At 36.3% G+C, this 14,081-nt stretch carries 16 protein-coding genes; all 16 read left to right on the top strand.

The genetic code is table 11. The features are described from left to right. Window positions 1-137: 137 nt before the first annotated feature. A complete protein-coding gene (locus tag GWK09_RS14640; RefSeq protein ID WP_163694220.1) occupies window positions 138-683 on the top strand; it encodes a hypothetical protein in 546 nt (181 codons plus the stop codon). Between the two features lie 149 nt (window positions 684-832). Then, complete coding sequence (locus GWK09_RS14635) at window positions 833-2,593, top strand: amidohydrolase family protein (protein WP_163694219.1); 1,761 nt, start codon at window positions 833-835, stop codon at window positions 2,591-2,593. A 155-nt stretch (window positions 2,594-2,748) separates the two neighbouring features. Continuing rightward, window positions 2,749-4,080 carry a serine hydrolase domain-containing protein gene (locus GWK09_RS14630; RefSeq protein WP_163694218.1) on the top strand — a complete coding sequence of 444 codons (1,332 nt, stop codon included), beginning with the start codon at window positions 2,749-2,751 and terminating at the stop codon, window positions 4,078-4,080. 151 nt (window positions 4,081-4,231) lie between these two features. Further along, window positions 4,232-4,888: a hypothetical protein gene (locus GWK09_RS14625; RefSeq protein WP_163694217.1), complete on the top strand. Its 657-nt coding sequence runs from the start codon at window positions 4,232-4,234 to the stop codon at window positions 4,886-4,888. 149 nt (window positions 4,889-5,037) lie between these two features. Then, the gene (locus tag GWK09_RS14620) at window positions 5,038-5,895 is read left to right on the top strand and encodes an alpha/beta fold hydrolase (RefSeq protein ID WP_163694216.1); all 858 of its coding nucleotides are present in this window, start codon (window positions 5,038-5,040) and stop codon (window positions 5,893-5,895) included. Window positions 5,896-5,957: 62 nt separating this feature from the next. Next, window positions 5,958-6,725: a hypothetical protein gene (locus GWK09_RS14615; RefSeq protein ID WP_163694215.1), complete on the top strand. Its 768-nt coding sequence runs from the start codon at window positions 5,958-5,960 to the stop codon at window positions 6,723-6,725. Between the two features lie 146 nt (window positions 6,726-6,871). Beyond that, window positions 6,872-7,327, top strand: a complete 456-nt coding sequence (locus tag GWK09_RS14610) for a DUF2750 domain-containing protein (protein WP_163694214.1) — start codon at window positions 6,872-6,874, stop codon at window positions 7,325-7,327. A gap of 149 nt (window positions 7,328-7,476) precedes the next feature. Then, window positions 7,477-8,232, top strand: coding sequence for a cupin domain-containing protein (locus GWK09_RS14605; RefSeq protein WP_163694213.1), 756 nt, complete (start codon window positions 7,477-7,479; stop codon window positions 8,230-8,232). A 136-nt stretch (window positions 8,233-8,368) separates the two neighbouring features. Beyond that, window positions 8,369-8,821: a hypothetical protein gene (locus GWK09_RS14600; RefSeq protein WP_163694212.1), complete on the top strand. Its 453-nt coding sequence runs from the start codon at window positions 8,369-8,371 to the stop codon at window positions 8,819-8,821. 129 nt (window positions 8,822-8,950) lie between these two features. After that, a complete protein-coding gene (locus GWK09_RS14595) occupies window positions 8,951-9,322 on the top strand; it encodes a hypothetical protein (protein WP_163694211.1) in 372 nt (123 codons plus the stop codon). Window positions 9,323-9,473: 151 nt separating this feature from the next. Beyond that, entirely contained in the window at window positions 9,474-9,986 is a 513-nt protein-coding gene (locus GWK09_RS14590) for a hypothetical protein (protein ID WP_163694210.1), read from the top strand. 123 nt (window positions 9,987-10,109) lie between these two features. Continuing rightward, the gene (locus tag GWK09_RS14585; RefSeq protein ID WP_163694209.1) at window positions 10,110-10,802 is read left to right on the top strand and encodes a hypothetical protein; all 693 of its coding nucleotides are present in this window, start codon (window positions 10,110-10,112) and stop codon (window positions 10,800-10,802) included. Window positions 10,803-10,912: 110 nt separating this feature from the next. Further along, on the top strand, window positions 10,913-11,338 hold the full coding sequence (locus tag GWK09_RS14580; protein ID WP_163694208.1) for a hypothetical protein: 426 nt from the start codon (window positions 10,913-10,915) through the stop codon (window positions 11,336-11,338). Window positions 11,339-11,498: 160 nt separating this feature from the next. Beyond that, window positions 11,499-12,608 carry an alpha/beta fold hydrolase gene (locus tag GWK09_RS14575; protein ID WP_163694207.1) on the top strand — a complete coding sequence of 370 codons (1,110 nt, stop codon included), beginning with the start codon at window positions 11,499-11,501 and terminating at the stop codon, window positions 12,606-12,608. A gap of 152 nt (window positions 12,609-12,760) precedes the next feature. Then, window positions 12,761-13,378 carry a hypothetical protein gene (locus GWK09_RS14570; RefSeq protein WP_163694206.1) on the top strand — a complete coding sequence of 206 codons (618 nt, stop codon included), beginning with the start codon at window positions 12,761-12,763 and terminating at the stop codon, window positions 13,376-13,378. A 148-nt stretch (window positions 13,379-13,526) separates the two neighbouring features. Beyond that, window positions 13,527-13,952, top strand: a complete 426-nt coding sequence (locus GWK09_RS14565) for a hypothetical protein (RefSeq protein WP_163694205.1) — start codon at window positions 13,527-13,529, stop codon at window positions 13,950-13,952. Window positions 13,953-14,081 lie beyond the last annotated feature (129 nt).

Below are 14,081 nucleotides of genomic sequence, written 5' to 3'. Positions count from 1 at the left end.
TACAGCACACAACAACGCCTATGGTTCATCGCCCCCTTAGGTCTGGGATTATTTGCTATTTTAGAGATTAACAAAAACAATACGGAGGGCTCGGGCGTCCAGGCGCCAAACCATAGCCGGAACCGTTGCCAACAATTATGGATCTCTCAATCCTAGAATCAAAACTGAAACGCCACAAAATATCATTTTCAATGGCCAGCGGGGAAATAATAATTGGTAAGGCCAAAAATGATTTAATAAGCTACATTGGGCTTGGGATTGTACCCATTGTTTTTGGAATTGGGGTTATTCTCTTCTTCTTTTTAAAAGTGGATGAATTTAGGCCAGAGATAGTTCACATATCCGTTGGGGCTCTTTTCTTGATCGGCATTGGGAGTTTTAACCTAATAAAACATAAGAGAAAAAGAAAAGCAAATAGTTTTCCAAAAGTATTCAAAGACAATAAAATAATAATTCTAACACCTCAAGGATCCTATAATCTGGACAAAAAAACAATTAAAGAGATTAGGACTTCAAACAAACCCTTGAACAAAGAAAATCATGAAGGGAATTTGTTCGTAATTGATAACGAAAATCGGATTCACCATGTTCTCGGATTTCATGACGAAAATGAAAAATACGTTCAAGACGATCTAAATTGGTTTGCGGATTTTATTCTAACTCAAACCGGTGTAAAAAAATAACTGTTGGCAACAACGGCTATGGTTCATCGCCCTCAGAGGTCTGGGATTATTTGCTATTTTAGGGATTAACAAAACAAGACGGAAGGCTGGCGCCCCCAGGCGCCAAACCATAGCCGAAACCGTTAGCCACAATATTACACAGTTAATAAATGAAAAATCAAATTAGACTCAGTCTTGTTCTTCTTTTTGGACTTGCTCTACTGCAAAGTTGTTCAAATACTATAGAAGGCGATCTCATTATTACCAATGTAAATATCATTGATGTAAAATCAGGTGATATAGATTCAAATATGGATCTTATTGTTAATGGTGAAAAAATCACTTCCATAGTCGAACACAAAAGCAACGCAAATTACAAAGCTGAAAACGTCATTGATGGATCAGATAAATTTCTGATCCCGGGGCTTTGGGATATGCATACTCACACATGGTGGGGCTATGAAGAACTATTCCCTTTACTTCTTGCAAATGGCGTTACCGGAATACAGGAGATGTTTGGTGATTTAATTGCAGTTAAGAACATCAAGGATAAAATCAAAAACGGTGAGATCGTTGGCCCAGAATACATTAGTGCCGGAAGGATAATAGATGGTAAACCGCCAATTCAACCAGGTTCAGACCAAGCTGACACCCCCGAAAAGGGAAGGGAAATTGTTAGGCGCCAGGTAAATGATGGTGCAGATTTCATCAAGGTATATTCTTTACTAAGAAAGGATGTTTATCTGGCTATTGCAGATGAAAGCAAGAAACTTGGAATACCTATGCTAGGTCATTTGCCAGATGGTGTTTCATTAAATGAAGGGATTAAAGCTGGTCATAAAAGCCTGGAACATTTTATTGGTGTCTTAGAGTACAATCTAAAGGATAGGCATCATTACCACGATGTAATGGAAGGAAAGGAAAAAGACACTACCTTATTAGGAAATAATACCTATGTCAAAATGTTGGAGTACATGGTTAAAAATCATGATCCAAAAAAAGTAGATTCTCTAATAGCAATGTTAAGAGACAGTGAAACATGGGTAAGCCCTTCAAACGTAGTAAATAGGGCCTATTCGAATCAAACGGATAGTGCTATAAGCCAAAATAAATATCTTGCTTACATGCCACACTATCTGCAAGAAAACTGGAAGAGAGAGCCATATAGCGATCGGATGTATGATGCAATGAAGGCACATTATAATTTAAGTCTATCTATCATGGGCAGGATGCAGGACGGTGGGGTAAAATTTCTGGCTGCCACCGATTATGGAAATCCATACGTCTATGCCGGTTTTGATTTACACGAGGAATTGCAAATATTTGTGGATGTGGGTTTTACCCCGTTAGAGGCTTTGCAAACAGCAACAATTAATCCGGCAAAATATTTAGACAGAACCGCTGAATTAGGAACTGTAGAAATTGGGAAAATTGCTAATCTGGTACTGCTGGACAAAAATCCACTTGAAGACATTAAGAATACAAGAAAAATAGCTTATGTACTGCAGCGAGGCAAAGCTTTTGACAACTCAACTTTACAACACACTTTAGACTCAATCAGGAATTATAATAGTTTACCAACAGTTTATGAAGAGCTATTAACTGTTGTTGAGAAATCCGGGGTAGACAAGGCACTGGAAAGATATGAAGAAATTAAACAAAACGAATCGGGCAAGTATACGTTTGATAAATTTCAGCTGAATTTGGTTGCGAATGCGTTACTTAAAGAAAAAAAATATAAGGATGCGATTACACTTTATGAATTCAACAATAAAGAGTATCCTAATTATTATTATGGTTATGAAAATCTTGGTGAAGCTTACCTTGAATTTGGTGACACGACAAAAGCTATTCAAATCTATACGAGAGCAAAAGAATTGAATATTGCAGAAAAACCATTAAGAATATTAGAAAATATAATGGAGAATTAATACTGTGGCTAACAATGGCTATAAGTAATTGCTTGTTCTCGCCTACTTTTGAAAATCCTCGCGGATTTTCAGTTTAGTGTGTACTTGCAAAGTTTAGTGCAAAACCGCGCAACTACTCATAGCCGAGACCGTTGGCAGCAATTAGAACATAAGAGATGAGATACATATTAATTTTAATATTCCTTTCAGTTAATATTCAAGCACAGGATATTTCTAAACTTGTTAATGACTATACTAATTCATATGTCAAAACTGGCGATTTCAGTGGTTGTATTCTAATTACAAAAAATGAGAATATCTTATTTGAAGGTTGTTTTGGATTTGCTAACCAATCATTCCAAGTTCCGAATGAGATAAACACCAAATTTAAAATTGGATCTGTTTCGAAGCAGTTTACGGCTGCAGCCATTTTAATATTGGAACAACAAGGGCTATTAAAAACCACAGATACTTTATCAAAATTTTTTCCAAATCACGCGAATGCCGAACGGATAACAATCCACCAACTTTTGACCCATACATCAGGAATTACTGATATATACAATGTTCCTGATTTCAATAAACTTTCTATTCAAAAGAAAATAATATCTGATTTAACGAAATTAGTTCTGGATTCCGAGCTTCAATTTGAACCAGGAACTCAATATCAATACTCAAATGGTGGATATGCAATTTTAGCCGAAGTAATTGAAAAGGTAAGTGGTAGTGCATATCAGGATTACTTGAACGAACATATTTTACAACCATTGAAAATGACTGCTACGGGTCACAATAGGTATAATGATGTTATTCCAAATCTTGCTATTGGTTATGACCCTTCAGAATACAGTAATGTTAAGATAACCGACTTCCTTGATCCTGAATTGTTGAAAGGTTCAGGATCTCTGTACAGTACGGTACAAGATCTACAATTATGGATTGAGTCAATTAAGAATAGATCTCTAATGAATAAAGAATCTTTCGAAAAATTGCTAAAGAATTATGGCAACAATTATGGTTATGGCATTTCCTTGTATAAATCTTTTGAAGAACCTGTTTTTGGTCATGATGGAAGAGTCAATGGATATATTGCTGATTACCTGCACTATATAGAATCTGATATTACAGTAATTATTCTTGGTAATATACAAACTGGTGTTGCGGATTTTTTTAGAACAGACATTGCAGCGATAATATTCAAAAAAGAATATAAAAGTAGAGCCAAGCGAATCCCGCCAGCAGATGACGCTAAAATTGATAAACAAAAAATAATTGGAACCTACGCATTTGGACCAAATTTTAAAGTATACGTTGAAGAAATTGAGGGTAGTATTCAAGCCAGAGCGAACGAAGGAGGATATTCTGAATTGATCCTACTAGAAGATAAGCGATTTTTTAGTAGAACCCTATACTCGTACATAGAGTTTAAAGAAGATGATCAAGGAAAAACAAATAAAATGGTATGGACGAATAATGATGGAAATAGTTTCGAAGGTCTAAAAGAATAACTGCTGCCAACAACGTATATAAAAAATTGCGGTTTTGGTGCTTAATCAAATGGCAAATAATAAAATAAAAGTCATTTATAAACCGAAAAGCCAGTGGGTAAAAAACCGCTACTTTTCATATACAAGACCGTTGTGCACTATTCATTTCTTCATGAAATTCTACTCAATCATTGTATTTGCATCTTTGGCTCTTGTTAGTTGCTATAGTCAATCTAAAAATCTAGATCTAAAACAAAAAGCGATTAACAATCAGGATCCTAGCAAATGGAATATGGAAATGTTTGAGGCGGACAGATCTGAATCTACTGAATTCAATGGTCCTATGCCATTAACTGCATACCCAGTTGAGTCGTATAAATTCAATGTCGCTTCATCTATAATAAAATTCAAAATTGGTGAACACCATTTCACAGGAATTTCTTTTGGTGAAAACGTTCCTGACGCCGAGGGCAATTATTCTCCCAACTATAAAGCCAACGTGATCTTCTATACGGGCAATGCCTATGAGTCATTACCGAATTTGGTAAACTCTAGAAATGCCCCATATTTAACGTTTCAAGGTTCTATGGGCAATTCCAAATTTCTAGGATTGTATAGTCCTGATGGAAGTGGTTATGTATTCGTAAACATGAAACTATTTGATTTAAGATTTGGTAAAACAGTTATCATATTCCAGAAAGAAAATGAATGGTTTTATTACTTGCAAACAGAGGATAAACTTGAATCGGCTGATCAAAAGGACTCATTCATAGATAAGATCAAATTGAACAAGAGCGTCCAAGAGATGTTAGAGCGCCTTGGTGTGTAAACAGTGCACAACAACGGCTATAGCCCATCGCCGGCCAAGGCTTGGGGAAAATTTCCTACATTAGAGTTTATTAATCAATTCTGGATTGGTCTGTGCATCGAGGCGCCGGGCCATAGCCGGAACCGTTGTGTGCAATTAAGTTGAACAATATGTTCAATAAATTATCTTTAATCATAGCTTTCCTTGATATTTTTCTGGCATTTGCACAGAAGGATAGTGGTTATATCCAAATAGAAGACAGCAAAATTTACTACGAAGTTAGTGGTGAAGGCAATCCAGTCTTTCTGCTCCATGGTGGATATTTAAGCCTGAAAATATGGGAAGACCAAATTTCGTATCTGAGCAGGAATGGTTATAAGACTATCGCATTTGATGATTTAGGTCATGGTAAGACAATCAATGGCCAAGTTGATCTATATGGGTATCAAATCATAGAGGAACTGAGGAAGAAATTGGGGCTGGAGAAGATATCCCTTGTCGGGTTATCTTGGGGGGCTATACTCTCTATCGATTATGCCCTGAATTATCCTGAAAGAATAGCAAAACTGGTATTGATATCTCCCGGTATGAACGGATGGGATTACTTTCAGGATACAAGAGCTCAAGAGAATTTTAATAATCGTCAAATTGCCAAGACCCAGAATGATGTAAAAGCTTTTATACAATACTTTCAAAGAAATTGGACCTATGGTCCAGGTAAGGATAGTACACGTTTAGGGAAAAAAGTCAGAAGAAACATTTCGAATATTATGACCTCCTCAGTTAAAAATCACTGGGACGAAGACTGGTCTATGCTTTCCAATAAAACAGATTGGGATTCCATTATGTCAGAAACACTAATTATCTCCGGGAAGCTCGATGCCATTGATATAATGATGATTTCAGAAAAGTATGTTCATGTGATTCCTAATTCTAAATGGGTTGAAATTGAGAATGTTGGACACACTATGATAGTAGAAAAACCAAGTAAAATTAATAGGATACTCAGAAATTTTCTGACCTTATAACTGCACACAACAACGGCTATAACACATCGCTCTCCTAGGTCTGCGCTTATTTCCTATCTTAGGTGAAAACAAAACAGGTTCGCTGGGGCTTGCGCACTAAAGCGCCGTGTCATAGCCAGGGCCGTTGTGTAACATACTTGATGATCAGATTTTCAATTATAATTTTACTTCTAATAATATTTTCGTGTGCTCCGGAAATTAAAAAAATGCCGGAGTATTTTATTGAAACAAAAACTTCCTTTTTTGACTTGCGCCATGGTGATCTAACTAAAAATCAATGGATTCGCAGTCCAGAAAACTTAAAAGTCATACATGAGAGTTTAAAGAAATTCGGTTATCAAAACTTAGAAATTGATACCTACCCGAATGATAATCTCTTTTTAATTCATGGAATTTATATCAAGAGAAACTTCAAGAATCTAGTAGATAGTTTGCTGATTTCCTATAAGAATCCAGTAAATGAGAAATACTATAAGGAATTTTGGGAGCGTAGAGAAAAAGAGAAAAATGATTCAATCGTTTATGAAATAATAGCTGAAATACAGGCTGTTTTGTTCAAGGGAAAGCAAATTGAATACGATCAGAAATTCGTTAACGATACGTTGGTAGATTTGATCAATATTGAGTTTGGCAATGACAAAATAACGGCTATTCAGGCCATACAAGATTTCGAAGCTCTAAGGAATTATGGTTTTCACCAATCTGCTTACAACATGCTTTATGAAAGATCTGAGTATTCAGATTTAGAATTAGAACGAGATCAAATGAAAAATCAACTAACAAAATCTTCTGAATTTATTTATCCTTGGTTAATAGACAACGAAAAATAGTACGTTACACAACAACGGCTATGGTTCATCGCCCCCTTAGGTCTGGGATTATTTGCTATTTTAGGGATTAACAAAACAAAACAGAAGGCCGGCGCCTCCAGGCGCCAAACCATAGCCGGAACCGTTAGCTGCAAGCTTTTAATGTGATGTTTCAAGACCATATTACAGTTAAAAATCGACATAAAAGATTTATAAAAACAATATGCGAGACCGAAGTTGTTTATGGACTCGAAGATCATCTAGGATTTGCAACTTCAAGTTCGGTGCATTACGAAGATGAAGAAGGAAAAGCGGTTCAAATCATTTGTTTTTGGGCCGAAAAAACTTTGGCTAAATCCTGTATAAAGGATAGTTGGGCTGAATACAAAGTATCGGAAATACCACTTACGGACTTTATAGAAAATTGGTGCATTGGAATGGGGAATGATGGATTACTTGTCGGAACGCAGTTTGATAAAAATATGTTCGGATTTGAAGTTGATCCTTTTGAATTAATAATCGATTTGACGACGGAATTGAAATCACAGGGAAAAGATTTGAATTTGTTAAAATTCAACGGCATTTCGGACCTAGAAAAACAAGTAAAAACTTTAATAAACTAAAAGCCAGCAGCTAACAACGGCTATGGTTCATCGCCCTCCATGGTCTGGGTTTATTTGCTATTTTAGGGATTATCAAAAAAAGGCGGAAGGCTGGCGCCTCCAGGCGCCAAACCATAGCCGGAACCGTTGTAACACATTTAAGAAACTCAATGAACAGAAGAGAATTTAATAAAGGGCTTTTAGCTACTGTAGCGAATTTTGCTTTGATTGACTCTCTTTTTGCGTACAATGCTTTTGGAAATAATATTAAACCAATTACCGACCATTGGGCAATTAGACTGAATGAATTTTGTTCTGATTTAAAAACAGCATCAATTACTACAACTCAATGGCAAGAACAAATTTCTGAACTTTATGACAAAATTGATTTAACCGAAATTTTAAAATTTATAGATTTTGAAAACCTAAGCAAAGGGTTTCAATATCCAGAACTTGGAGTAAATACAAAACCTGTGAAATTTCCAAAACTTGCAGGACTTCCTGAAAGAACTGTATTTGTAAAAAAGGTTTTCGGAATGAAAAAAGACCGAGCAATTATTCCTCACGGACATAGCAATATGGCTTCTGCCCATTTGATTTTGAATGGCGAAATGCATTTGCGACACTATGAGAAAATAAGGCAAGAAGATGAAAACTTAATAATAAAGCCGACTATTGATAAAATCGCTAAAATTGGAGATAATTCCTCAATTTCGGACGAAAAAGACAATGTTCATTGGTTTGTGGCAAATACTGAAACAGCATTTACATTTGATGTTATTATGCTTGACTTGAATAACAAACCTTATGACATTCACAATTTGGATATTTATGAAAAGCAAGATTTGAGTGATGGAACATTGCGAGTGCCTATTTTGGACGTTGAAAATGCTTTGAAAAAATATGGAAAAGAAACACATCATTAAAAAAGAAACGTGTTACAACAATGGCTATAAGTAATTGCTTGTTCTCGCCTACTTCTGAAAATCCTTGCCGATTTTCAGTTTGGTGTGTATTTGCATAGTTAAGTGCTAACACACGCAACTACTCATAGCCCAACCGTTGGCTACAAGTTTTATGGTTCAACTATTTAAATTAGGGAAAGACAACAGAATTCATCATTTAATAATGTTTGCTGATGAAAGTGTAATTAGAAATGACGAGTATGTTTCTATAGAAATCGGAGATGGGTTTGACTGGTATGCTCATGCTAGAAATTGCATTGACTGTAAGGCCTTCTTAAATTCTATTGGGACGTCCAAATTCGCATGGGCCTTAGAAAGCGATGGTGAGTTCTTTCTAATTGATATGTCTGAATTTGCAAAAGAAGATCATTTCAAAAACCAGATACAATTAACAATAGGAGATCCAAAAAAAGGTGTAAGGTTAAAATTGAAGAAAAACCCTCTAGACAAAAAAACCATAGAAAAGCTTTTAGCTGAATACGAATCCCGAGAGGATTATGAATCTTGTAGTGATCTTAAAAACTTAGGACGTTTATTAAAAAACCAGTAGCCAACAACGGCTATAACCCATCGCTCTCCAAGGTCTGGGCTTATTTGCTATCTTAGTTAAAACAAAACAGGTTCGCTGGGGCCTGCGCACTCAAGCGCCGTGTCATAGCCAGGACCGTTGGCATTAATTATGAATAAAATCTTTATTGCAATTACTTGCTTCCTTATCCTTAGCTGTTCTGGACAAAAATCTTGCGTAGATTTTAGAAATGGGAGATTTAGCCTAACTTCCGAAGTAGGGACAAGCTTTATTGAACGGAAGGAAAATGAACAAATTGAAACAGCGGATGGAATTAATTATTATGCAGACGTTGAATGGATTAATGACTGTACTTATTTACTAAAAAATCATCGAAATCACGATAAACTAATCGACAAAGAAGAAATAGGACATATTTATAAAGTAGAAATACTGCAGATCTTCAAGGACTCGATTAAAATCAGAACAACTGCTAATTATACCGATTTTGTTGTTGAGTCAACACTTCAAATTCTAGAATAAATAACTAATGCCAACAACGGCTATAGCCCATCGCCGGCCAAGGCTTGGGAAATTTTCCTACTTTAGAGTTTATTAATCAAGCCGGGGTTGGTCTGTCCATCGAGGCGCCGGGCCATAGCCGGAACCGTTGTGTGTAATTTGAGAAAAACTAATGCAGAGAACAGAAATCATAGATAAAAATCAACTTTTTGAACTGATTGAATATATTCTTTCGGACTCAAAAACTGAATTCTATGAATCATATTCTGAAATGGAAAAAGAAATAGTTCGAATAAACAATCTGTTTGAATTCCAAGACTATTTCGACAATGGAATCGCGAATGGAAAAGTGCATTTCGGATTTGGAATTTATAATCCTGAATCGAAAGGCAAGTTCTTCACCTCGAAAATAAAGCTCAATCCTAAATATTGTGACGGAAAAACTTACCGCTATCGAATAGATGGTTGGGCAATAATCTTTATTCAGCTCGACTTGAAAAACGGAGAAAACCAAATAGAATGTAATGTATCAGTAAACTCAAAAAAAAGAGCTGAAAATTGGAAAAGTACAAATCCTGAATTCGGAAATCCTGAATTATGGGAATGGAAAAACGTGGAAAGTAGAACCAGAAAAATAATTAACCGATTAAAAAAAACTACACACAACAATGGGTATAAAACATAGGGCGGACAGTGGTTACCGCAAGTTTCGGGTTCTTAGCAAGGCTAGTCTCGGTGGACAAGTACGCAGCTCCGAAATGCCCTACGTTTCATACCCGAGACCGTTGCCAGTAATTTTTAATCCACCTTGGAGGTAACCAAAAAAGATGTCGAAAAACTTATTGAATTGAGGAAAGAAAATACATTCCTCAATCATTTATGGAATGTCCTTTCCCGAGATTTCAGACCAAAAGGAGAAATTGGTCGAAAAGAGATAAAAGTATGGAGACAAAATATGTGGAATGCGACTTTCTATCCAATTTTTACATTTGAGTTTAACGCCAATAATCATCTCATAAATATTTCAGATAAGTTAAATCCGGTTGGAAAAACTTTCATTGGAATTTTTTCACTCGGCTTTCTTTATTTGATTTTCCCAGAAAGCTTTTCTGACTTTGATTTTATTGGAAATTGGCCTTTCATAACTTTCATTGCTGTTTCTATAACCCTAGTTGTTCTAGTTGCACTAATGATCTACAAGTTTGAGAAAAAGAATCAACTAGAGCAAATTCTTGAACTTTTAGACGTGGAAGTCAAGGAAAAGAAACCCGAAAAAGAATGGTCAGTAAAAAACATTCTTATTCGTCTGTTTTTATACCCTTTTTCAATTTTTGTAATCTCAATTTGCGTCTGGAGCTTATTTGAACATGGCATTAAAAGTATATTTATGACATTGTTCGGAATTGGAATATGTGGATTGTATTTGTACTCGGACGTAAAAATGATCTTGAAAAGCAAAAAAACTACTGGCAACAACGGCTATGGTTCATCGCCCCCTTAGGTCTGGGATTATTTGCTATTTTAGGAATTAACAAAAACAAAACGGAAGGCTGGCGCCTCTAGGCGCCAAACCATAGCCGGAACCGTTAGCTACAAGCGTAAAGCAAGAGAATGCTTAGAACGATTTTTTCTCTTTCAGTGTTTTTACTCACTTATAATTCTATTGCTCAGGATAAGCTTGGCATTGAAACTTCCGAAAATACAGAATTAATCAAAGCCCTCAATTCCGCTCAATTAATTGGCGAGAATGTGGAACCTAATCTCTCAGTTAGAATCTACAGATTGGACAATGGAACTGCTAGTGCAGGCTTTCCAAGTTCCGAGGTTTCTGATAATTTACTAGTTGCTATTTCAGCCTTTGATGAAGAGCCAGAACAAAATCTATTTCAAATTGGCCCTTTCTTAAATCCAAAAGTCATTTCATGGCAAGTTGATCAGGAGTATGAAAAAACGTTCGTTGTGGAGCATGGTCCTTATGACAAGCGTAAAGCCGTAAGGTTGGGTGTCAATTTGCAAAGTATGAGGATTATTGAGTGACGCCAGTAGCTAACAACGGCTATGGTTCATCGCCCTCTAGGGTCTGGGATTATTTGCTATTTTAGGGATTAACAAAAACAAGACGGAAGGCTGGCGCCTCCAGGCGCCAAACCATAGCCGGAACCGTTAGCTGCAATTATGACCAACCAACCCTGAAAATATGAAACGGATTTTTAAGCAAATCGGAAGAATAATCCTGTATCTAATTGCTGGAATTGTAGCGGTTACTTTAGTTCTATTATTAGTTATCAAAATCTATAGTTCAGAAGATCCAGAACCAATTGTAGACAACAATGGAAATGACTTACCAAATAGTATTGCAATCATAAAAGATACTATTATCAACGGTGCATCACAGCGGCTTACCATTCGTGGAAATGATACGTCAAATCCAGTATTGTTAAGAATCCACGGTGGACCAGGTGAATTTCATATGCCACAATTTTACAAATTCACAGGAAACGACCTTGAAGATTTATTTACAGTTTGCTATTGGGACCAAAGAGGCGCTGGACCTGCTTATTCTGAAAGTTTATCCAAAAGCAGTATAACCCTAACAGATATTGTAAAAGACGGAAGAGATATTTCTAAATATCTAATTAAAAAATTCGGCAAAGAAAAGATTTATTTAGAAGGGAATTCCTGGGGAACAGTTGTTGGAGCATTTATGGTAAAAGAAAATCCAGAACTATTTAGGGCTTATTTTGGAGTTGGACAGATGAGCAACTCCATTGAAAATGAAATTCTGTCCTATGATTTTGCACTAAATGAATCAACGAAAAATAATGACACAGTATCCGTTCAGAAATTAAATAAAATTGGGGCGCCTCCTTATACTTCTAGGGAAGAAGCAACCAATGCAGTTCCAATTCAACGTTCTGTATTAGTAAAATATGCTACTAATAACCTGCACTTTAGTAATTCTGACCTGATGAAACTAATCCTTTTGTATGATGGTTGGTCAATGGGTTTTAAGTGGAAAACTATAACACAGGGGCAATATGGTATATCTGCACCAATACTTTGGAAAGAAACTATGACTGACTTGAATTTAATTGATGAAGTTTCTGAATGGCCAATACCAGTTTACATCTTTCAGGGTTCAGAAGACCATTTTACCGAAACATCTCTTGCAAAAACTTATTTTGACTCTATCAAAGCACCAACAAAAGAATTCTATTTATTTGAAGGAAACGGACATATGGCCAGTGCAGAAAACCCAAAAAAATATCACGAACTGATTAAACAAATACTTGAAAAGAAAGAATAAATAACAGCAGCTAACAATGGCTATAAGTAATTGCTTGTTCTCGCTTGCTTCTGAAAATCCTCGCAGATTTTCAGTTTGGTATGTACTTGCAAAGTTTAGTGCTAAACCACGCAACTAATCATAGCCGGAACCGTTGTACACCATTAATAAAAATGAGCAAACCCATTCTTGGTGGAATTTACAGAAGGAGCTTTTTTAATGAATTAACAGAAAGGGTAGAATACGCAAAGACTCAGCGCATTGTAGGTTTTGATGAACATGAAATTTTTTATGATGCTCAGTGGTCTGATCTCTCCTGGACGTTTTCCGGTAATTTCAATCGCAAAGCATATTTCTATAGAATGTCAGTCAAGACATTTTTATCAAATGCAGAACAAATTGGGTTTCAAGAAATAACAAATGAGGAATTCAAACATTTTCGCCCAGATTTACCACTTCGTTTCGCAAGACTAAAACAGATTACATGGTCAGACTTAGCTGAAAAAGGTCTCAATACGCTATCACCTGAGTTTCTTAAAACAACCCTGCCTATACCTGAGATTATTATAGTTCCATCAGGGCCCAAAGGAGGATTGAAGAGCGGAATAAAAGTTTCAGGAAAAGAAAATTTGAATTTCCAATTTATTCTTGAAACTACCCTTAATTCAATGGATAATCCTGAAAATTATTCTCCAAGTGGAATAGGCTATTTTAGACTTGGATGGGATAAGCGGATTCCGAGCTATTATATTGGTGGATATATCGATAAAGCAGGTTTCTTAATTGATTAACGGTGTACAACAACGGCTATGGTTCATCGCCGGCCGGGATCGGGATTTTTTTCTATTTTAGGTCTGATAAAAAACTAATCCGGAAAGATGGCGCCCTCAGGCGCCAAACCATAGCCGGAACCGTTAGCTACAAGCGTAAAGCAAGAGAATGCTTAGAACGATTTTTTCTCTTTCAGTGTTTTTACTCACTTACACTTCTATTGCTCAGGATAAGCTTGGCATTGAAACTTCGGAAAATGCAGAATTAATCAAAGCCCTCAATTCCGCTCAATTAATTGGCGAGAATGTGGAACCTAATCTCTCAGTTAGAATCTACAGATTGGACAATGGAACTGCTAGTGCAGGCTTTCCAAGTTCCGAGGTTTCTGATAATTTACTAGTTGCTATTTCAGCCTTTGATGAAGAGCCAGAACAAAATCTATTTCAAATTGGCCCTTTCTTAAATCCAAAAGTCATTTCATGGCAAGTTGATCAGGAGTATGAAAAAACGTTCGTTGTGGAGCATGGTCCTTATGACAAGCGTAAAGCCGTAAGGTTGGGTGTCAATTTGCAAAGTATGAGGATTATTGAGTGACGCCAGTAGCTAACAACGGCTATGGTTCATCGCCCTCTAGGGTCTGGGATTATTTGCTATTTTAGGGATTAACAAAAACAAGACGGAAGGCTGGCGCCTCCAGGCGCCAAACCATAGCCGGAACCGTTA

It is taken from the genome of Muriicola jejuensis (assembly GCF_010671595.1).
Lineage (GTDB): Bacteria > Bacteroidota > Bacteroidia > Flavobacteriales > Flavobacteriaceae > Muriicola > Muriicola jejuensis.
Note: the sequence above shows the minus strand (reverse complement) of the source record. Positions and strands in the feature narration are given on the sequence as shown.